We start from the raw sequence: 19,827 nt of genomic DNA, 5'->3' as shown, positions 1-19,827 counted from the left end.
TCGCATGCAATCTCTCATGAATTCGGATCAAGAACTCAAGAAAGAAATTGGCGCGCAAAATGTGAGCAAGATGAATCAAATGATGGGCCAACTTCAGGGTACATCCCAATCAGGCAGGTAACTCTCATTCCTTAATGATGAGGGCGGTTATGAACCTCTTTGAAAAAAGCCTCTTATCTATTTAAAACTAGGGAGAGGCTTTATGATTTAAATTACTTGGACTTAGTTATTTGGATTTATACCCTCGGTAAACCTCCTTGGGGTTTAGGGGTGTTCACCAAAACTTCACAACTAATTCATTGGATTGTCTTAATGAGCTGGTAGACTAAAAATGTTACCCGAACGAATGATTTCCATCCATAAGAAAAGCATTTATGGAAACACTAGAATGAAAGGAGAAAACAACTATGATGGGTTGGGGTATGTGGGGCTACAGCTCAGGATATGGAAATGGTTTTTTGGGAAACGGTAACTACTGGTGGATGAGTTTGATCGGAATAGCGTTGCAACTTATCTTTTGGATAGCCTTAATTGTGATTGGAGTAAAACTATTTCGTGGCTATGGTTCAAGAACTCCAGTGGGTTATCACGCTCCAAATAATGCATTGGATATTCTTCGTGAACGTTATGCAAGAGGAGAAATTGATGCCGAAGAATATCAACGTCGCAAACAAGATCTTTCTAAGTAGTAAGGTCTTCGACAGCGATAACATTAATTAAATTAGGGGTGATTTAAAGTGGACGATAAGATTTATCAAGTTATTGCTTCACAAGCATTTGATGAGACTGTTCAACGGATAAAAGAACAGACAGCCAGTCACAGTTTTAGGGTACTCCACGTTCATGATGTTATGGCTACTCTTGGCGAAAAAGGCTTCGAAATCAAGCCCTTGAAAGTAATTGAAGTTTGTAATGCCAAATATGCTCATACAGCTTTACAGGTGGATATTACCGTCAGTCTGCTTATGCCTTGCAGAATCAACGTTTACGAAAATAGGAGCGGAGAAGTGATTATTAGCATGATTCGTCCCACATATTTGAGCAAAACTTTTGACAATCCCCACTTATACGATTTTGCAGCTCAAGTGGAAACTGATTTAATTCAGATTATTGAAGCCAGCAAATAAAAAATCATAGAGGGCCACCATTTAGGTGGCCTCAACTATAACTAAGTCGCAATCTTTAAGGAGTGTCTCATGGCTCTAAACAAACAAGTAAGCAACGAGAACATCATTATCAATCGGATTAGAGTAATACGTGGACATTTAGCAGGAGTGGAGAACATGATCCAAGTCAGAAACCCCATCAAGATAGTTTAACCCAGCTTTCTGCCATTCTTTCCGCGGTTCATAAAGTTGCACTGTTGGAAGCAAAGCTATATGTCGAATCGGTTACGAATTCAGCCGATGAGCGAAATACTAGACTCCAAGTCTCAAAAGGATTTCCCACTTTGTTTTTAGGGTTCGGCAATAATAAGCTTTAGAATGTTCATCCCTTGATTCTGAACACTATTGATATGGATACCTGCTCTTTCAACATTCTCGACAGTCTTTCGGTTAATGTGCGGCCCCATCATTCTGACAGTAAATGGATCTAAAATGTCCATGATCTTACCTAATAACGGATTATCACTCCGAACATGTTCCAATAAAATAATTTTCCCATTAGGTTTACACACTCGTTTAACCTCCTTTAAACCCTTGATCGGATCAGGCACTGAGCAGAACACACAAGTTGCAACAACCGTGTCAAAACGATGGTCAGGGAAAATCATGTTTTGAGCATCCATTTCCAGGAGATCCACAGTTAATTTCAGCTTGTTCGCTTTGGCTCTTGCTTTATCCAACATCCCAGGACTTAGATCGATGCCTGTTAATTGACACCCATGAGGGTAAAATTCGAGGTTTTTACCTGTCCCTACTCCGACCTCTAACACTTCTCCAGTTGCTTGGCTTAAGACGTTTCTTCTTAAGTCAGATTTGATCATCTGGTCCATGACATCATAAAATATTGACGTTCGATTGTAGCGTTTTCGCGTCAAAAAGGTTTCTCTATCCAAGTTACCACAGCCTTTCAAGATTAAGGTACGGTTTATATAGTTTTCCCAAATGATGTTTAAATATTTTGGAAGCCAACCTTTATGGCCTGCCGAAGCCTTAAGCTCCCCCCTATACCCATGCGGGCTTCATAGGAAATTCATAACTCTCTCATAAGTTTATCATAATTAAGTCTTAAACTAAAATTGTAAAGCACGAGATACGTCATTCAGTCAGCTTGCAGTAATGATTTATGTATGTAGTGCTTCAATAGGGCTAAAGAAAGGAGCAAGTCAATGAAAAAATCCACATTAACTATTGGGATTACACTTTTGGTTCTTCTTGCTGTTGCAAATACCGTATTCGGCTATGGAGTGATGAGAGGCTTTACCGCTCCGAATCCCAGCTATCAGATCACAAACAATAATAACGCAAATGACGCAATGAGCAATTCCTTAAAAACCGCCGTAATTGACAAGAATAGTAATTCAGTCACCTTTAAGGGGCAAGATGTAAACGTTGTCTTATTCAGTGGACCCCAAAATGCCGACGATAAGTTTGTGGTCGGTGGTTTGGTTAATCCAACGATTAATGTTCCTAAGGGTAGTAAGGTTACTCTGACTCTAATCAATGAGGATGCGGGAATGCCCCATGGAATGGAGATTATTGCTTCTCCTCCACCCTATGCTTACATGTCCATGATGCAAGGGCCAGTATATCCTGGTGCATATCTGCCCGTCGTCCCACAGGCAGCAAATGAAGTTTATCCAACCGCTTCCACCACATTCACAGCGTTCCAAAGTGGTACGTTTTATTACATTTGCCAAGTTCCAGGACACGCTGCGAAGGGGATGTATGGAGAGATAGTGGTTGAGTAACTATGAATGCAGTAATCGGCCAAGGCCAAAATCAATGTTTTAAAATATAAGGGGAGATATACATGGGACTCTTGGTGCGCTGTCTTAACCTGTACGAAGAGCTTGATTCATGAATTAGATAATATGCGCTACGAAAAACCCCTTCAGAGTCAAGCTCTGGAGGGGTTCATTTGATACTAGTCAGAAAGTATAACTTCGTTGTATACTTTCTGGAAGCATAAGGGCAACTAAGGCGGCCGCCTACGCCAAGGCTTGGCGCCAGCCAAGTTTTCTTTATAAAACTGTCTAGTTGCCTATGTTTGCTAGGGCCGAAGAAAACCAAAATACGAAAGAACAATGATGCCAAGCACAATTCGGTAATAACCAAACGGTTTGAAATCCTTTTTGCTGACATAGTTCATGAACCCTGCAATCACTACCCAGGCCACAACAAACGAAACGAAGAACCCAAACCCTACCACTAAAAACTCATGTGGGGTGAGCATGAGCCCATTTTTTAGTAATGTGTAGCCAGAAGCAGCCACCATCGTAGGAATTGCTAAAAAGAAGGAAAATTCTGCAGCCACAACTCTTGAAGCCCCTAATAACATGGCTCCGATGATGGTTGAGGCTGAGCGTGAGGTCCCTGGTATCATAGCTAAACATTGGATAATTCCGATCGTAAAAGCGGTCCTATAAGTCAGTTGGTCCATGGATTTAATACTAAAGGAATGTCGCTTGTTTTCAATATATAAGAGAATTAGTCCACCGACGATCAAGGCAATGGAAACAACGGTTGTATTAAACAAACGTTCTTCTATGTAATGTGCGGCAAAAAAACCAATACCAAGCGCGGGGATAACTCCAACTATGGTCTTTTTCCATAGGTCAAATATTTTTTGATTCTTGGAGGATTTAAGATTTCCGAAGGGAATAAGTCGTTTTCGAAAGTAAACAACAACGGAGAGAATGGCACCTAATTGTATCACCACATCAAACATCTTAGCAAATTGTTCCGTGAAGCCAACAAACTGGTTGACGATGATTAAGTGACCTGTAGAGGAAATAGGGAGAAATTCAGTAATTCCTTCCACGATCCCTAAAATCAAGGCACTTATAAAGTCGTTCAAAGTATCATCTCATTTCTTAGTTTCTTAGTATTTACTTGATCGGGTAAAACAGCTTGACCTGTAATTCGAGGTTTCGCCAACAAAAATACCCATTCATTATCCCATGGTTTTTATAAATAAGTCAATTAAACAACAGGTAATACTTTTGGGCAAAATGACGATTAAGCTCATGTTTTATTGGAATGAGTTCTTTAATTCGGGTGATAAATTCGACAAAGTGGGCAGTGCTTAGTAAACTTATTTTAAGTTACCTTATAACAAGTAACCTTCTCGTGGTAAAATAGAATAATTGGGTCTTCGAGGAAGGGAAACCTGAAAATTTAAGGTTTGTTTTAAACTGTTTTTGGTTGATAATACAATTGTGGGTGCGATAATGGATAACATATGATTAAAGGAGCAAGCATGAAGCGAACTTGGCGTTTTTGGATTGCCTTATGGGCGGGTAAGATAGTGACTCGGGGGCTTTTAGTCACCGGGAAAAAAGGGACAACCTTACCGGGAAAAATTTCAAACTGGATTGATCCCCAGATTATGCGGCACTTGAGTATGGCTTATTCTGACGGAGTTGTTATGGTAACAGGGACCAATGGGAAAACGACGACTGCTAATCTTTTGGCGAGCATTTTACTTGAGGCGGGAAAAACCTTTGCCTTCAATCAGGCTGGGGCAAACCTTGTGACTGGGATTACAGGGGCTTTGATCCAAAATACCCGTTGGAGCGGCTCATCACAGGCGAACTTAGCTCTGTTGGAAGTGGATGAGGCAACGGTTCCTAAACTTTGTGAACAATTGTCCCCGAGCCTGGCGATTATTACCAACTTCTTCCGCGATCAACTCGATCGTTATGGAGAGCTAGATACAACCGTTCGTTTGGTTCGAGAGTCTTTACCTCAAGGGACGGTTCTCGTACTCAATGCCGATGATCCCTTGGTTGCTCAATTTGGCATGAATCATGAGGGAACCCTGTATTATGGGGTGGAGAGAACTCCGGATAGCCGCTCGGAGAGCATAGAAACTCGAGAAGCTAGATTTTGCCCGGTCTGTGGAACTGCCCTTGATTACTCTCTTTTTCATTATGGTCAATTGGGGATTTTCAAATGTCAAGGCTGCGGGTTTCATCGCACTGAACCTGAAATATTGGCCCAAAACGTCCGTCTGGAGGGGGGATTGCTTCAGTTTAGGGTGGGGGTTACTCCCTTTACCCTCTCTCTGCAAGGGTACTACAATCTATACAATGCTTTAGCAGCACTGACCGCAGCCCGTCATTTAGGCGTAAGCGATAGCATGATTAAAAAACGGGTTGGGGGATTTTATTCCTCAAGCCGGACGGATGGAGCGGTTTAACTTACCAACAGGGGAAATCACTTTAACTCTCGTAAAAAAGTCCTACAGGGTTTGACCAAGTTATTCAGACAATGATCAGTGTCGATAAACCTCTGCGAATTCTGATCGGGATCAATGATTTAGCGGCAGATGGGCGAGATATTTCTTGGCTCTGGGATGTTAATTTTGAACGATTGGGAAGGCATGAAGAGTGCATACATCAAGTGGTTTGTACAGGCTTGCGTGCTGAGGACATGGCTTTAAGGCTTAAATATGCAGGAGTGAAGGAAGAAAAACTGGTCCTTATACACAGCTTGACAGGGGCCCTCGATTGCTTACTAACTCAGCGGAACGAGTCAGAGGTTGTGTTTGTATTACCCACCTATACTCTACTTTTCCCACTTCGTGATCTTCTTGAACAACGTCAAGAAAAAGCGGGTTTGTCACATTCTCAAGTACAGGATTGTGGAGAGGAGTCGAGCGTGTGAAACTAACGATTTGCCATCTGTATCCGGACTTGCTCGATCTTTATGGAGATCGGGGTAATATTTTGGCCTTGGCGGCCCGTTGTCGTTGGCGAGGAATTGAACCCATTGTTCAAAGAGCATCCTTAGGTGAAGACATAGACTTCTTAGGTATGGATATTCTATTTATTGGTGGGGGATCTGACCGTGAACAAGGTATACTGGTTCAAGATTTAATGCGCCGGGAAGGTGACCTCCGAAGCGCTATAGATAATGGTTTGGTGGTACTCGCCATCTGTGGGGGTTATCAAATGCTGGGGAAATATTACCAAATGGCGGGTGGAGAAAAAATTCAGGGGTTGGATATTTTAGATGTCTGGACGATCGCTGGAGCCAAGCGTTTAATTGGAAACGTCGTGGTGGACCTTGATCAGAGCGTTCTAGATGATAATTTGGATCAATCAAGCAAGAGTAAAGTGGAGTCTCCACCATTAAGGACGTTATTGGGGTTCGAGAATCACTCGGGTCAAACTCATTTGGCTGAGGGAATGAGGCCGTTAGGGAAAGTCTCATTTGGGCACGGGAATAATGGCGAAGATGGCGAGGAAGGGGTTCGTTACCGCAATGTCTTCGGAACGTATTTGCACGGACCGCTCCTCCCTAAGAATCCGCACTTTGCTGATTTGTTGTTGGAACTGGCTCTTCAAAGACGCGAACCAAACACTTGCTTGATGGAACTAGACGACCGCTTAGAAAAAATAGCCCATCAAACTATGGTGAAGAGACTTTTAAAGCAACCCTAAATTAAATTCGATGCGTGGTTTTCTCAAAAAAACAGTATATCATGTGTGATATACTGTTATACTATCATTAGTATTAAAACATCCGAGAATTTAAGCTTGAATTTACTCTTCCCATAATTTACATGTAGAAATAACCGTGTTTTCATGGGGTTTTGGCTTATTTGCTCTTCTAGTTCGTTGACACTTTTTTGCTTTACTGTCTATAATAGAGTATAGCTATGGCTAAATGACTTGGGGGTGCTAATGTGGCAGAAAGTAAGCGGATTATGATCAGTTTGCCGGAGAGTTTGCTTGCGGAAGTGGATGGCATTGTGACAGTCGAGAAGCGAAATCGCAGCGAATTTATTCGAGAAGCTCTAAACAGCATCCTTCATGAACGACGAAAAAGAGGAATTCACGAGCAGATGCGCAAAGGGTATTTGGAGATGGCACAACTGAATTTATCGATAGCTAGGGAGTTGTTTTCAACGGAACAAGAAGTATTAGAATATTATGAAGTAACAATGGTGGAGTGTCAGAGATGATCATAAAACGCGGGGAAATTTATTATGCGGAACTAAACCCCGTCGTCGGCTCAGAACAGGGCGGAACTCGTCCAGTCCTTGTGATTCAAAACGATATTGGGAATCAATTTAGCCCGACGACAATCATCGCGGCGATTACATCACAGATTGCTAAAGCAAAATTACCGACTCACGTGGAAGTAAGAGCAAAACGCAGTGGTTTAGAACGGGATTCCGTTATTTTGACTGAGCAGATTAGGACGATTGATAAAAGTCGTCTCAAGGAAAAAGTGGCAGTTCTAGATGAGGAAGTCATGCTGAGAGTAGACCAAGCTATTGAGATCAGTTTAGGACTTGCTGATATTTAAGATAGAGCTTAAGGGAAGAGGAAGGCAGCGTAGCAAACCGACGCTGTTTTTGCTTTTTCTAAGACTAATTGTTATTTAGCAAACAAAAAGGGAGAGGCTAAAAAATAGCTCTCCCTTTTTAATGCAATTGAAAACCACCTGCATACACGATCGCGTTCGGTTCAAAGAAAATCGTAAACAAACGTGCATTCCATAGCAGGGGCTTTCCATTAGTGTCGCGTATTAAAAAACGCGATCTCAATGTCAGCTCAATTTGTAGTTTAGAGCATAGCTGACTCTTTGTCAACTTAGAAAGCCTGGCAATGGTATAAGAAAAGAGTTGAGAAATCTAGTTTAATAGCTGATTATGTCCATTAATGGGATATAAGGCAGTTTAATGTATACATTATTATCGATAAATAATAAAGGAATTTCTTTAGTTCATAACGAAATATAATAAAATAAATGCTTAAATTTAGAGATTTAAGAAAGAAAAATGGAAGGAGTACCCGCTTGATTCAATTAGAAGGCGTCAATAAACATTTTGGTCATTTGCACGTTCTCAAAGATATTAATCTTAATGTAAAGACGGGGGAGAAACTGGTCGTCATTGGCCCTAGTGGATCAGGCAAGAGCACCTTGATACGGTGTATGAACCTCCTAGAAAAGCCTAGTTCAGGAAAAGTCACGGTTGATGGGGTGGAAATTACTGCTCATAAGGCACAAGTTGCCAAAGTCCGTCAGTCAGTCGCTATGGTCTTTCAACAATTTAATCTTTATCCCCATAAAACCGTTTTAGAGAATTTAACCCTAGCTCCTATGTTGATTAAGGGAACCTCTAAGGAGGAAGCCACAAAGGACGGTATGGCTTATCTTGAACGTGTTGGGCTAAGTGGAAAATCCAACGTGTATCCATCACAGCTTTCCGGGGGTCAGCAGCAACGTGTAGCCATTGCACGGGCTTTGGCTATGAGACCTAAGATTATGCTCTTTGATGAGCCAACCTCGGCTTTGGATCCTGAAATGATCCAAGAAGTCTTAGATGTTATGATTGATCTGGCTCATGAGGGTATTACCATGGTTGTTGTTACTCACGAAATGGGTTTTGCTAAAACAGTTGCGGACCGCGTTATCTTTATGGATGAGGGACTTATTGTCGAATCCAATACGCCGGATCAGTTTTTTGAGAATCCAACGAATGAGCGAACTAAGTCATTTTTAAGCCGAATTTTGCGTTAGGTCATAAATTATGGCTTAAATTCATAGGTTGTACTTAGGTGTTCTATAAGGAAACGGTATTCTGCGATTAAAAGATGAAGAGGGGGATTTAGGAATGAAGAAAATTGGAGTGGTTTTAACAAGTTTACTATTAGTTGCGGGTTTGGTTACGGGTTGCGGGTCGACTGCACCTACGACTACACCGGCGCCAACTTCAGGCTCTGGCACTGAACAGTCGGCTGATGTCAAGGCTATCAAAGACCGAGGTGTTCTAAAAGTAGGGGTTAAAGTCGATGTTCCTAAGTTTGGATATAAAGATCCAAAAACAGGGAAAATTGAGGGGTTCGAAATTGATTTGGCGAATGTAATAGCCAAGAAGATTGGGATTGAAAAAGTCGAGCCCGCAGCCGTTACAGCAAAAACTCGGGGACCTTTGCTAGATAGTGGAGATGTGGACCTTGTTATTGCCACTTTCACCGTTACAGAAGATCGTAAAAAGAGTTACAATTTCTCAGATGCTTATTTTACGGATGGTGTAAGACTATTAGTTAAAAAGAGTGCTGGTTTTACAAGCTTAAAAGATTTAAACGGGAAAAAGATTGGGGTAGCACAAAGTGCAACCAGTAAGAAAGCTATTGAAGAACAAGCGGCTAAGGTTGGAGCAAAAGTTAGCTTCTTGGAGTTTGCTACCTATCCTGAAATTAAGGCAGCATTAGACTCTGGCCGTGTTGATTGTTTCTCAGTAGATGGTTCCATTCTTTTTGGATATTTGGATGATTCTACAGTTATCTTGGCAGATAGTTTTAGTCCTCAGGATTATGGAGTTGCTTCTAAACTGGGAAAAGACGGTTTAGCCAAATTGGTTAATGTTACGATTGCTGAGTTGAAAAAGTCTGGAGAACTCGATAAAATGATCCAAAAGTGGGGTCTTAAATAGTGGTCGGACCTTTTGCCTGGTTTAAATGGGAAGCGCTTTTCCGTGACTGGGCGGTATTTGCTGAGGGGTTTAGAACAACTATTTTAGTAACCTTACTAGCCCTATCTTTGGCTCTCATACTCGGGATCGTATTTGGAGTATTGGGGACCTCTCAGTGGACACTAGCCAAGGTCGTGAGTCGCATCTATGTGGAATTCATTCAAAACACGCCACTTGTACTCCAGATTTTCTTCCTATTTAATGCGCTCCCTTACATGGGCGTTATGCTGCCTGTGTTTGTAGTGGGTGTTTTGGGAGTCGGTGTTTATCATGGTGCTTATATTGCTGAAGTGGTCAGGGCAGGAATTAACTCGATCCACAGGGGGCAAATGGAAGCAGCCTTATCTCAGGGATTTAGTTTCTGGGGGGCAATGCGGTATATCATCTTGCCGCAGGCATCTCGCATAGTTCTACCACCACTCACGAATCAAGCGGTTAACTTGATTAAAAATACGTCAGTACTAGCCATGGTCGCTGGTGGTGACCTAATGTATCGTGCTGACTCTTGGTCAAGTGACAATATCTTTTACGGGCCTGCGTATGTTGTTGTTGGTCTGCTCTATCTGCTACTTTGTTTACCTTTGGCGACACTGACACGCCGCTTAGAACGTAAGGCGGGGGTGTCGACATGATTCAAGATCTCTTTAAACCAGAGATATTTAGGTTTCTGGGTCAAGGGCTTTTGACGACTCTCTACATTGCTGTCATGGCCGTTTTGATCAGTTTTATCTTTGGAACTATCCTTGGCATTGCTCGATACTCCAAACAAGCTATTCTGGGGCGGATCGCGGCAGTGTATATTGAATGTGTTCGAAACATTCCGATGCTGCTTTTCATTTTGGTTTTTCGTTTTATGACTACCTTAAAACCAATCAATTCTGGGATTGTCGCGATTGCGGTCTTTACGTCGGCTATCATTGCCGAAATTGTTCGAGGTGGATTAAACTCCATCGATGATGGACAGTGGGAAGCCGCCAAGTCGCAGGGGTTTTCCTATCGCCAGACCTTGACCCACATTATTTTGCCGCAAGCTATGCACAAGATGATACCTCCTTTAGTCTCTCAGTTTATAACGGTCATTAAGGATACATCGTTTGTCTGGGTTGTAGGCGTGGAAGATCTTACGGGTAAAGGTATGATTATTTTAGGGCAATACGGTATGCCTAGTCAGGTCTTTGCGGTTTTTGGAATGATAGCTTTTACTTACTTTGCACTCAATTATTCGCTTTCGGTTTTGGCCCGTCGGCAACAATTGAAAATGGTGCATCAAAGCTATTAACCAGTTCTAAAATGGGATTTGTGGATATATTGTTTCAAGGCAGAGGAACAAACTGTTTTCAGGTGTTAAATGGCGACTCCGATCGGGGTCGTCATTTATAGTGGCCGTCCATGGATGTTAGTCTCACATGCCAACTCCATTAATGGAGTTAGTTAAATAAGTTTGAACGGAGCAATGGTTATTCCACATAACGAGGGCTATAATAGAAATAATAGTATCAGTTTATAGGTCCTTTTAATTTGGACAGTTTGTTCAATAGTCTGGTTAGGCATCAATAAGGATGTCCTGCTTAAAACGGGGAGTGTAGTAATAAATGGAGATTAATTTAAAAAAGCATCTAGAGGAAAAAAGAACCGTTATTTTAGAAAAGTGGTTTGAAGCGATCATGGCCACGTATCCCACCGATAGCTCGGGTTTTCTAAAGAAGCAAAAAGATAGGTTTCTCAATCCAGTGGGGCACACGTTCTCCGAGGGAATAGATGGTGTCATCGAAGCGCTGATTATTGGGGAAGGATTTGCAGAGAGTTTACCTTTCCTTGATGATATTATTAGAGTTCGGGCGATTCAGGATTTTAGTCCAGCCCAAGCATTGAGCTTTGTTTTTTCCCTTAAAAGAGTAGTTCGTGAAGAACTGGAAAAGGAAATTCGACAGAATCAACTATACGATGAGTTGCTTAAGTTTGAATCTGAGATAGATGAGCTGGCCCTTTATGCGTTTAATATCTATGTGAAATGTCGAGAACAGCTTTCTGATCTTAAGACGGATGAACTAAAAAGGATGACGTTTACGCTTTTGAAAAAGGCAAATTTGATGTCCGAGATCCCTGTGGAGGAATTTGAGCATGAGCATAGGGAGCGTGACTTAATAAAGATCGTAGAAGATGACTCCAATGGTTCAAAATAAGTAAAAAGCGAGAAGGGGCTAAGGTTATTAATCTTAGCCCCTTCTAACGAAACCGTTTGAAGAAGGGACTCTGAATAATCAGGGTCCCTTCTTCATGAGAAATTCACAACTTTTTCATGAGATGATCCTATCCGAGAGTTACACTAAGGACATGGAAGATGGCAATCAAACGAAGTAACCTTAATAAGATGAATGGGGAGGAATATATAATGAAAAAATTCAGTACGAAAGTCACCGCGATTATCGGTGCCGCAACATTAGCTGTAGGGCTCATGGCTTTGCCAGTCTTAGCCGAAACATCCCAGCAACAAGTGAACGGATGGTTTGGACAAATGCAAGGATACATGCAAAGAAACTTTTCATCTGAGCAACATCAAGCGCTAATGAATTCGACCGAAATGCAAAAATTTCATAATTCACAGGGAATGCAGAATGCAATGCAAACAGGGGATGTTCAGAAAATGCAAGAACTCATGAATTCAGATCCAGCGATTAAGGCTCGGATAGGGCAAGAGAACCTTGATAAAATGAACGAATTCATGAGTAATTCTGGCAGAACCATGACGACCAACGGTAATAGGATGAATGGATTACGAGGCATGATGAATTGATGCGCATAACAAATGGCATACTCTAATCAAAATAACTAAAAAGGGAGAGAACTTAAATGATGTTTGGTTTAATTCTTATAATCTTTGTCGCATATTACATGTTTAGTTCCTCTAATTCTAGAGGGTCACGTTGTATGGGACATCAGTCTCATGAGAATACTCCCCTGGATATATTAAATGAACGATATGCACGTGGTGAGATTCAAAGTGAGGAATACCTTGAGCGTAAACAGGAGCTTCTGAGGTAAGAAGTTGTTAGGATCCCATTTTATATGGCTAGCATAGTGCTAGTTTGTGGCTAGAAATTCATAAAGTTTGATTGAAAAAATTTTTTTGAAGGAGGAATTAACATGATGGGTGGCTGGGGTAATATCATGGGTGGTTGGGGATATGGTGGTTATGGAAGCGGCGGATACGGGATGATGGGGATAGCGGGGATAGGAATGCAACTCATCGTAGGGATCGGGATTATTTTACTGGGTATCTACCTATTTCGTCACAATGCTTCGCATGTTCATACAGGTGGACTAGGTAAGGATAGTAGTGCAATGAACATCCTGCGTGAACGATATGCGCGTGGCGAGATAGATTCCGCTGAGTATCAGAGCCGAAAACGGGATTTAGAGAGCAAATGAGTAGAAAACCATAAAAGCGGCTGAGGATTAACTCCTTAGCCGCTTCTGTGGTTTTTTCTTCATTCTAATCCAAACCTGTTCAAGGTTATGGTCCCTAAGTTTTTATAGTTCGTATTATTGTTTAACGTTTTACGCAAAGATAACCGGGCTTTGTGTAATCGCCATTTTACTAACTCCACGGAGCAATCTAAAATCTCGGCAACTTCCTTTGTCGAACAACCATTTAGCTCTCTCAAGACAAAGACTTCTTTCTGCTGATCGGGTAAGTTTGCTATGGAAGTGAATATAATATTCCTCGTTGCATTTTTTTGGCAGGATCGGTCCGGGTCCTGTAAGGTATCAACCTTTGAAAATTTGGGATCGGGTTCCTCTGCGGCCATCTCCTTGCGAACACAGCTCTTTCGTTGATGGTCAACCGTAACATTTACAGCTATTCTATATAGCCAAGTAGAGAATTTTGACTTACCGTTAAACGAGTGTCTTGATTGAAAGGCTTTTAGAAACGTTTCCTGCGTAAGATCTTCGGAGAGGTAGTAATCACCCGTCATTCCATAGATTAAATTAATAATCTTTTTTTGGTTTTGGGAAATTATTTCTTCGAAGGAAAGATCCCCTTCAAATGAATCTGCGGTATAAAGATTTTCCTTGATTTTCACCTTGTTCACTCCTCGGGATTTAACACTAAATATATAGATGCCCAATTAATCGAATATTAAATTAAACGTTGGGATAGTTATAAATATATTGTAACAGACAAAACCCTCGGATGTGGTGGTCCGACGGGTTTTGTCTGTCAACATTTAATTGTAGTGAATTATCTGCGTTGATATCGGTCCCTAATGAGCCTATCAATAGAAATAGTTCCAGACCCGTTAACGAATAAGAAGAGTGCGACTAAGAAAAGAACAAAAACATATTCGATTCCGCCTTTATCTAAGAAGAAACCATTCGGCAGATGGACCGTAAAAGCTGCTCCTAACGTAACTAGAGCAATTCCCAGAGCAGCAGGTCTCGTTAGAAAACCTAAGATTAAAGCTAATCCGGCAAAAAACTCAACTAAAATTACCAAACCGGCTATGGGAGGGGCTAGATGCACAGTTTGAGTTAAGTAGCCCATTGTCCCACTCCAACCATATCCCCCAAACCAACCCAACAATTTTTGTGCTCCATGAGCGAAAAACACGATTCCGAGAGCGAGGCGCAAAAGTAGATCAGTTTGTAGTGAAGTGCCTGTAAAGACTTTTTCACATAGGCTTTTTTCATTAGTTAAAGCGCCTACTACAGGGAAGTTTTTAAAAATATCTTCTGAATGAGGACCTTTAGCAAAGTCGATGGTTAAATCTTTACCAGCTTTTATTCCAGCATGTTCTCCATCTTTGAAGACACTAGATACATCGTAAACATTTCCTTGATAACCCACATATGCGGGTTTCTTAATTCCGTTAAAATCACTTAATTCAGTAACTGTGAATTTTCTCATCATAATAACTCCTTATTTTTCGGGTAAAACTTAGCGTTCAACCGATGTAATTTTCTTGCCTAGGCGGTACCAACCTAAGCTTTATATGATTAAGACGGATTAATTTCTATTTGGATAGTAAAAACTAAAAATAATATAAAAATAACGTTGTAAGAAACTCAATTAAAAAACCATTTTAGGTTTTCTTTATTATTCAGGGTCTTTCTTCATGAAAAATTCATAACAAATTCATAACTCATTCACAGCTTAATCGAATTGATTAGGTATACTTTGAGACGCGAAGATAAGGATGCAAGTGAGAATAGTAATGATTATGAGGTGAGATTTAAGGAAGCAAAACATAAAAAAGACAAAATGGAAAACATAATTATATAACGCTACGCTGAAAGGTTTGCAAGAATTACTTTTCTGAGGGAGACAAAAATGGCCAATTGGAAGGATAAATTTATTCAAACGTTCACTGTAATTACATCTACTTTTGGTTGTCTGGCATGACTGCTTCCTGTATTTGTAATACCGCTCGGTCTGGGCGGCTCGATGTTCTCAACTATATCTTTTTTTGCAAAATATCAATGGCTGTTTATAGCCCTGAGTTTCCTACTTTTAGGGTTAGCTCATTGGATTACATGGAAACGTCGTTCATTAGTACATCGTAAACAAAGAATGATCTTGTGGATATCGACTGGGTTAACTTTAGCAAGTTTCGCTTATTTCCTTTATTCTCTTGGTTTGTTTTAACGTAGTCTCATGTTACCACCAAATGGCCGCGGATTACTATACTTTAGGGAGTTGTGGATATGAAGAGACTATTTTTTACGGTAGTATTAATCAGCGTTTTAGCTCTGACAATCGGATGTGCAAACAAAAACACCAGTAATCAAGTACAACCTATCTCGGCTTCGGAATTAAAAAAACAATTAGATTCAGGAATCGGTAATGATACGGTAATTGTTGATTTGCGAGAGCCTATTTTATATAACAATGGACATATTCCTGGTGCCGTTTTAATGCCATTAGCTGACTTTGAGAAGCAATATACTCAACTTGATAAAAATAAAAGAATCATATTAGTCTGTCATACAGGGCCAATGGGGGACGCCTCCGGTCAGTTCCTAATAACAAAGGGGTATGAACAAGTTTTGAATTTAGATGGTGGTATGAGAAGTTGGGATAAATAAGCATCGGATTCATGACACAAGCCGATCTTGCCCTATACCCAGTATTTTCGAGGAAACCCTTGTCCCATCTGCCTCGGCGAAAGCAGAGAGGCAATAATTCTATGAGGATAAAGCGCTTGCTTCCTTTATTATTGCCAATGGGGCAGTGGTCATGGGTAAAAAAGTTACCATGTTCTTTAAGAATAGAATGTAAATTTGTTTACTTAAAAATTTCTATAGTAGCTCGATAAATACAACTTATCCCACTAAACCAAAAATGGGAGGAAATGGGGTATAAGAGTTTAGATAAGTAAGGCTCAGACCGATTATTAAGGGTCTGGGCCTTTCTTTCTCCCCAAGTATTAAAATCTAGTTAAGTTGCCTGGAACGATTAGAAAACTTGTTTTACACTAACATAATCAGATTTCTGATAGGGGCCAAGATTATAAAAGAAAACGTCAACACTTGTTGAAAAGAAAACTCTAGCTTCAGTGAGAAAGACGTCTCAAGAGCTTCAAATTGCTAAAAATCCCAGCGCACTTTCGCAGTAGAAAGCTCTTGCGACTAAACAGGTTCCAGTATCCCAAGTTTCTAGGGGTAGTTCGGATGCGGACAAGCTCATTAGCAATGCCTTAAGTTTACAAGGGATTCCTTATGTTTGGGGCGGAACGAGTCGGGAAGGATTTGATTGCACAGGAATTTGTGCAATATGTATTTAGAGCTTCCGGCATTTCACTACCGCGAACTGATCTAATAATAAAAGCTATTGACTGGAATTGGAATCATGAACTATAATAGAAATTAATTCAAAGTAAACAAATCGGAATATAAGTATTAAAAGTTTGTTGAGAAAATTTTAAAGAAATAATTGTTAAAGTGAATCAAAATTGTCTGCCATTAACAACAAGTTAGTAAATTATGAAAGTGGAAATGGGTGTAAAAATACAATAGGGTTAATTAATATTAGACGGAAAGAGGATTCTGATTGAAATGGCTAAGGTTTATAACAAGTCGATAAAACCAATGGGTTTCATGAGGCAGGTTCAGAAGGACTGTTTTTCTATGAGATTAAGGGTTGCTGGGGGTCAAATAAGAGCAGAACAATTAAAAAAGGTCTATGAAATTGCTCAGATATATGGTAAAGGCTACATCCATCTTACGTCAAGGCAAGGGATTGAGATCCCTTTTATTAGGTTTGAGGATATTGATACTGTAAAACGAGAATTGGTCAAAGCAGGGTTAGAGCCAGGGTCTAGTGGTCCAAGGGTGAGAGCAGTGACCGCTTGCCAGGGGAACGCTATCTGTCCAAGCGGCTTGATTGATACAACAGCACTAGCCGATGAACTGGATAAACGTTATTTTGCCAAAGAACTTAAGCATAAGTTCAAAATAGGTGTTACAGGGTGTAGGAATAATTGTCTTAAAGCGGAAGAAAATGACTTGGGGATAAAAGGTGGGATACAACCGACCTGGGAGAAGACGACCTGTAATTTTTGTGGCTTATGTGAAGCTGTTTGTCCTGGGGAAGCGATTAAAGTGGATAAAGGTGACAGGAATCTCGTATTTGAACAGGAAAAGTGTCTTAATTGTGGCAAGTGCGTAAAATCATGTCCGTTAGGGGCTTGGCATGGAAAAAGTGGCTTTCTTATTTATTTAGGGGGTACGTTAGGTAATCAGATAGCAAATGGCAAGCAATTTCTCCCGCTGATTTTTGAAGAAACGGAACTGTTTAGACTAATCGATGCAACTTTGGAATTCTTCGCAAAATATGGCAAACCAAGAGAACGTTTTCGGCAAACCATAGAGAGAATTGGATGGGAATTTTTGGAGGAAGAATTATTGAATACTACAATGATCACTAGGGATGAATTTGTCAATATCACCGATATTGTTGCCCGCTAGCTTTTGGTTTTACTTAACTGTTAAAACCCAGTAATTTGATTGGAAAATAATAGTATAGAGCACGTCCACCCAGACCAAAAAGGGACCGAGTTACAAACTTCAGTCCCTTTCGTTCTTCATAATTTATAACAGTTTCCTTAGGCATATCTTGCTAGTAAAAATAATGGGGTCTTCACAAATGATGCCTGTGATGGTCAATGTTGATTAAGGAAGCTCTAAGTGCAAAATAAACTTCATATGATGAAGAAGGGACCCTGATTTTCAATCAGGATCCCTTCTTCATCAGAAATTCACAACTTTTTCATGAGATGATCGTATCCTAAGGTTACACTAAGGACATGGAAATCAGCAAAGCAAACGAAGCAAAAAAGTGGAATGAAGATTAAATTAGGGGGAACATACAATGAAAAAATTTAGTAAAAAAATCACAGCAATCGTAGGAACCGCAACATTGGCAGTTGGGCTTATGGCTTTACCAGCTTTAGCTGGAACAACCCAGCAACAAGGTAACGGATGGTTCGGTCAAATGCAGGGATTTATGCAACAAACTTTTTCACCGGAGCAGCATCAAACGTTGATGAATTCGACGGCCATGCAAAATCTCCATAATTCAGCGGGGATGCAGGACGCCATGCAAACAGGGAATGTTAAGGCGATGCAAGATCTCATGAATTCAGACCCGAATGTTAAGGCACAAATGGGACAAGAAAACCTTGATAAAATGAATCAATTTATGAGTCAATCTGGGGGAAACATGATGACCAACGGAAGTGGCGCTACCAGATCTGGAAGTGCGATGATGAATGGGAGTGGGACTGCAAAGGCTGGAAGTGGCATGATGAATTTCTAAAGCAAAAAGTATAAGTCAAAATTTTAGCGTATGGGGTAGCCTTTTTTGATGGGTTGACCTACTTTTCCCCTAACTTCACGGTGGATTATGAACTCGTGGGGATTATTACTTTCCTGCTGTTGTTAGTAGGTTTAGCTATGGTAAGTTGGCGTAATAAGATTGAGAATTTGAAAACACTGAATGATTAATCAGAGACAAAGAAGTAAAAGTGGTTGAGGATTTAATCCTCAACCACTTTTACTTCTTTAAAGATATCATACAAGATTGGTTCCGTTTATGTGGACAGCGGCTCTTCTAGCCTTTGTAGGAATTGGATAGCTGCTTTTTCGCAGTACACGAAAAAATAATAAAATCCTTCCTTAGGCCCTTTGCAGCGATTATTGCAGCGGGTGTTCATGAGAAATTCACAACTCATAATGGATACACGGGTCAGGTTTGGTTCGAAAACTGGCAAGGACCGATACTAAATACTATTGATGTAAAGTAAAAAGGGTATTAGCTAACGGAAGCGAAAAAGGGCAGTAGCTCTCTAACTTTGGTGAAGCTGAAGAATCAAATGTAAATTGTTTATTGAAAATTTATATAGTAACTCGATAAAAACAAATTCTCCCACTAAACCAAAAGTAGGAGGAAATGGGGGATAAGGTTGGTTAAACAATCTGTGCTGTTTGCACAGTTGAATGTGCTAATCGTGTCGTAAGTTGTGCGGACGAATGTCGTAAGATGGCCGCAATGGTTCAGGCCGGATATAGGAAACTGGAATAATCTTGAATTAGGATAAGAAAGGCTCAGACCGATTATTAAAGGTCTGAGCTTTAGTGATCTCCCCAAGTATTAAGAGCAAGTTAAGTTTGCATGGGACTATATGCCAATGGTATCTATTGCTGTTGGTATATAGATCTAAATATTTTTGATATTCTCTGTATCGAATTGACCATTTTATGGTATATTACGCAAAAGATCCTTATTGTGACGACCTAGAAAAATCGGGGGAGGTAGTAAAAAATGGCTTGGAGAGAATCTAAACTCATGAGGTGGTTTGGACCATCCTTAGAGTCTATGTTGGATGGCAATGGTTAAGTGCAGGTCTTGGAAAGACGTTTGGATCAGGATCAGCGGTAAGAAAAAATTTCAAGTAGCGCCGGTAATCGAGTGTGGACAAGCTGATTTTTTGTGGATATTAAGGGAGTCAGACATAGGAGATACCTGGTAAAAGATTATTACTTTATTTATCTAGGCTCTGAAAAATCGCTCATAAGTGACATGAATTATAGGGATACGGCTTTTTTATCGGACACTCAACTCGATTGGCTTCAGAATGCAAGGTTGCTATTTAGGTTAGGAAATAAAAT

23 protein-coding genes and 1 pseudogene are annotated in these 19,827 nt (G+C 40.5%); 20 read left to right on the top strand and 4 right to left on the bottom strand.

Features of this window, described 5'->3' with window-relative positions; genetic code table 11:
- Positions 1-407 precede the first annotated feature (407 nt).
- The 3 genes from UF75_RS10785 to UF75_RS30700 all read left to right on the top strand — a co-directional run bounded on the left by UF75_RS10785 (position 408) and on the right by UF75_RS30700 (position 1,319).
- Positions 408-689: an SHOCT domain-containing protein gene (locus tag UF75_RS10785; protein ID WP_052693151.1), complete on the top strand. Its 282-nt coding sequence runs from the start codon at positions 408-410 to the stop codon at positions 687-689.
- 48 nt (positions 690-737) lie between these two features.
- Complete coding sequence (locus UF75_RS10780) at positions 738-1,127, top strand: DUF302 domain-containing protein (protein WP_045574613.1); 390 nt, start codon at positions 738-740, stop codon at positions 1,125-1,127.
- Between the two features lie 69 nt (positions 1,128-1,196).
- Positions 1,197-1,319, top strand: coding sequence for a hypothetical protein (locus UF75_RS30700; RefSeq protein WP_282433792.1), 123 nt, complete (start codon positions 1,197-1,199; stop codon positions 1,317-1,319).
- 137 nt (positions 1,320-1,456) lie between these two features.
- Here the strand turns inward: UF75_RS30700 and UF75_RS10775 are convergent, their stop codons facing one another.
- Complete coding sequence (locus UF75_RS10775; RefSeq protein WP_045574612.1) at positions 1,457-2,059, bottom strand: class I SAM-dependent methyltransferase; 603 nt, start codon at positions 2,057-2,059, stop codon at positions 1,457-1,459.
- A 273-nt stretch (positions 2,060-2,332) separates the two neighbouring features.
- Between UF75_RS10775 and UF75_RS26235 the strand changes: the two genes are divergently transcribed.
- A complete protein-coding gene (locus UF75_RS26235) occupies positions 2,333-2,914 on the top strand; it encodes a plastocyanin/azurin family copper-binding protein (RefSeq protein ID WP_052693150.1) in 582 nt (193 codons plus the stop codon).
- A 302-nt stretch (positions 2,915-3,216) separates the two neighbouring features.
- Here the strand turns inward: UF75_RS26235 and UF75_RS10765 are convergent, their stop codons facing one another.
- The gene (locus UF75_RS10765; protein ID WP_045574611.1) at positions 3,217-4,023 is read right to left on the bottom strand and encodes an undecaprenyl-diphosphate phosphatase; all 807 of its coding nucleotides are present in this window, start codon (positions 4,021-4,023) and stop codon (positions 3,217-3,219) included.
- 402 nt (positions 4,024-4,425) lie between these two features.
- On the opposite strand from UF75_RS10765, the pseudogene UF75_RS10760 reads away from it, so the two are divergent.
- The 12 genes and pseudogenes from UF75_RS10760 to UF75_RS10705 all read left to right on the top strand — a co-directional run bounded on the left by UF75_RS10760 (position 4,426) and on the right by UF75_RS10705 (position 13,086).
- Positions 4,426-5,834, top strand: a pseudogene (locus UF75_RS10760) (MurT ligase domain-containing protein).
- Complete coding sequence (locus UF75_RS10755) at positions 5,831-6,613, top strand: glutamine amidotransferase (protein ID WP_045574610.1); 783 nt, start codon at positions 5,831-5,833, stop codon at positions 6,611-6,613. The pseudogene UF75_RS10760 and the gene UF75_RS10755 overlap by 4 nt, the downstream one beginning before the upstream one ends.
- Before the next feature lie 245 nt (positions 6,614-6,858).
- On the top strand, positions 6,859-7,137 hold the full coding sequence (locus tag UF75_RS10750; RefSeq protein WP_045574609.1) for a ribbon-helix-helix protein, CopG family: 279 nt from the start codon (positions 6,859-6,861) through the stop codon (positions 7,135-7,137).
- A complete protein-coding gene (locus UF75_RS10745) occupies positions 7,134-7,484 on the top strand; it encodes a type II toxin-antitoxin system PemK/MazF family toxin (protein ID WP_045574608.1) in 351 nt (116 codons plus the stop codon). The genes UF75_RS10750 and UF75_RS10745 overlap by 4 nt, the downstream gene beginning before the upstream one ends.
- A 492-nt stretch (positions 7,485-7,976) precedes the next feature.
- Positions 7,977-8,702, top strand: a complete 726-nt coding sequence (locus UF75_RS10740; RefSeq protein ID WP_045574607.1) for an amino acid ABC transporter ATP-binding protein — start codon at positions 7,977-7,979, stop codon at positions 8,700-8,702.
- Between the two features lie 94 nt (positions 8,703-8,796).
- Complete coding sequence (locus UF75_RS10735) at positions 8,797-9,618, top strand: transporter substrate-binding domain-containing protein (protein ID WP_045574606.1); 822 nt, start codon at positions 8,797-8,799, stop codon at positions 9,616-9,618.
- Positions 9,618-10,289 carry an amino acid ABC transporter permease gene (locus tag UF75_RS10730; RefSeq protein WP_045574605.1) on the top strand — a complete coding sequence of 224 codons (672 nt, stop codon included), beginning with the start codon at positions 9,618-9,620 and terminating at the stop codon, positions 10,287-10,289. The genes UF75_RS10735 and UF75_RS10730 overlap by 1 nt, the downstream gene beginning before the upstream one ends.
- Positions 10,286-10,936, top strand: a complete 651-nt coding sequence (locus UF75_RS10725; RefSeq protein WP_045574604.1) for an amino acid ABC transporter permease — start codon at positions 10,286-10,288, stop codon at positions 10,934-10,936. Before UF75_RS10730 ends, UF75_RS10725 begins: the two co-directional genes overlap by 4 nt.
- Before the next feature lie 313 nt (positions 10,937-11,249).
- On the top strand, positions 11,250-11,840 hold the full coding sequence (locus UF75_RS10720; protein ID WP_045574603.1) for an RsbRD N-terminal domain-containing protein: 591 nt from the start codon (positions 11,250-11,252) through the stop codon (positions 11,838-11,840).
- 209 nt (positions 11,841-12,049) lie between these two features.
- The gene (locus tag UF75_RS10715; protein WP_045574602.1) at positions 12,050-12,451 is read left to right on the top strand and encodes a hypothetical protein; all 402 of its coding nucleotides are present in this window, start codon (positions 12,050-12,052) and stop codon (positions 12,449-12,451) included.
- Positions 12,452-12,507: 56 nt separating this feature from the next.
- Positions 12,508-12,699 (top strand): SHOCT domain-containing protein, encoded by a 192-nt coding sequence (locus UF75_RS10710; protein ID WP_045574601.1) that lies wholly within the window; start codon positions 12,508-12,510, stop codon positions 12,697-12,699.
- Between the two features lie 102 nt (positions 12,700-12,801).
- Positions 12,802-13,086, top strand: coding sequence for an SHOCT domain-containing protein (locus UF75_RS10705; protein WP_045574600.1), 285 nt, complete (start codon positions 12,802-12,804; stop codon positions 13,084-13,086).
- A 59-nt stretch (positions 13,087-13,145) separates the two neighbouring features.
- Here the strand turns inward: UF75_RS10705 and UF75_RS10700 are convergent, their stop codons facing one another.
- On the bottom strand, positions 13,146-13,742 hold the full coding sequence (locus UF75_RS10700; protein ID WP_045574599.1) for an RNA polymerase sigma factor: 597 nt from the start codon (positions 13,740-13,742) through the stop codon (positions 13,146-13,148).
- A 158-nt stretch (positions 13,743-13,900) separates the two neighbouring features.
- A complete protein-coding gene (locus UF75_RS27040) occupies positions 13,901-14,569 on the bottom strand; it encodes a DoxX family membrane protein (RefSeq protein ID WP_082075100.1) in 669 nt (222 codons plus the stop codon).
- A gap of 420 nt (positions 14,570-14,989) precedes the next feature.
- Between UF75_RS27040 and UF75_RS30695 the strand changes: the two genes are divergently transcribed.
- The 4 genes from UF75_RS30695 to UF75_RS10680 all read left to right on the top strand — a co-directional run bounded on the left by UF75_RS30695 (position 14,990) and on the right by UF75_RS10680 (position 18,475).
- Positions 14,990-15,304, top strand: a complete 315-nt coding sequence (locus UF75_RS30695; RefSeq protein ID WP_282433791.1) for a putative mercuric transport protein — start codon at positions 14,990-14,992, stop codon at positions 15,302-15,304.
- A gap of 59 nt (positions 15,305-15,363) precedes the next feature.
- Complete coding sequence (locus tag UF75_RS10690; protein ID WP_045574598.1) at positions 15,364-15,744, top strand: rhodanese-like domain-containing protein; 381 nt, start codon at positions 15,364-15,366, stop codon at positions 15,742-15,744.
- 969 nt (positions 15,745-16,713) lie between these two features.
- The gene (locus UF75_RS10685; RefSeq protein ID WP_045574597.1) at positions 16,714-17,625 is read left to right on the top strand and encodes a 4Fe-4S binding protein; all 912 of its coding nucleotides are present in this window, start codon (positions 16,714-16,716) and stop codon (positions 17,623-17,625) included.
- A gap of 403 nt (positions 17,626-18,028) precedes the next feature.
- Complete coding sequence (locus tag UF75_RS10680; RefSeq protein ID WP_045574596.1) at positions 18,029-18,475, top strand: hypothetical protein; 447 nt, start codon at positions 18,029-18,031, stop codon at positions 18,473-18,475.
- The last annotated feature ends 1,352 nt before the right edge of the window (positions 18,476-19,827 follow it).

Source organism: Desulfosporosinus sp. I2, from assembly GCF_000960765.1.
Classification (GTDB): domain Bacteria; phylum Bacillota; class Desulfitobacteriia; order Desulfitobacteriales; family Desulfitobacteriaceae; genus Desulfosporosinus.
Note: the sequence above shows the minus strand (reverse complement) of the source record. Positions and strands in the feature narration are given on the sequence as shown.

Excerpts from the sequence above, each read along its gene's own strand:
- UF75_RS10690 (WP_045574598.1), top strand. The coding sequence starts at position 15,364 with ATGAAGAGACTATTTTTTACGGTAGTATTAATCAGCGTTTTAGCTCTG.
- UF75_RS10685 (WP_045574597.1), top strand. The coding sequence starts at position 16,714 with ATGGCTAAGGTTTATAACAAGTCGATAAAACCAATGGGTTTCATGAGG.
- UF75_RS10720 (WP_045574603.1), top strand. The coding sequence starts at position 11,250 with ATGGAGATTAATTTAAAAAAGCATCTAGAGGAAAAAAGAACCGTTATT.
- UF75_RS10710 (WP_045574601.1), top strand. The coding sequence starts at position 12,508 with ATGATGTTTGGTTTAATTCTTATAATCTTTGTCGCATATTACATGTTT.
- UF75_RS27040 (WP_082075100.1), bottom strand. The coding sequence starts at position 14,569 with ATGATGAGAAAATTCACAGTTACTGAATTAAGTGATTTTAACGGAATT.
- UF75_RS10735 (WP_045574606.1), top strand. The coding sequence starts at position 8,797 with ATGAAGAAAATTGGAGTGGTTTTAACAAGTTTACTATTAGTTGCGGGT.
- UF75_RS30700 (WP_282433792.1), top strand. The coding sequence starts at position 1,197 with ATGGCTCTAAACAAACAAGTAAGCAACGAGAACATCATTATCAATCGG.
- UF75_RS10680 (WP_045574596.1), top strand. The coding sequence starts at position 18,029 with ATGAAAAAATTTAGTAAAAAAATCACAGCAATCGTAGGAACCGCAACA.
- UF75_RS10715 (WP_045574602.1), top strand. The coding sequence starts at position 12,050 with ATGAAAAAATTCAGTACGAAAGTCACCGCGATTATCGGTGCCGCAACA.
- UF75_RS10725 (WP_045574604.1), top strand. The coding sequence starts at position 10,286 with ATGATTCAAGATCTCTTTAAACCAGAGATATTTAGGTTTCTGGGTCAA.
- UF75_RS10785 (WP_052693151.1), top strand. The coding sequence starts at position 408 with ATGATGGGTTGGGGTATGTGGGGCTACAGCTCAGGATATGGAAATGGT.
- UF75_RS26235 (WP_052693150.1), top strand. The coding sequence starts at position 2,333 with ATGAAAAAATCCACATTAACTATTGGGATTACACTTTTGGTTCTTCTT.
- UF75_RS10745 (WP_045574608.1), top strand. The coding sequence starts at position 7,134 with ATGATCATAAAACGCGGGGAAATTTATTATGCGGAACTAAACCCCGTC.
- UF75_RS10705 (WP_045574600.1), top strand. The coding sequence starts at position 12,802 with ATGATGGGTGGCTGGGGTAATATCATGGGTGGTTGGGGATATGGTGGT.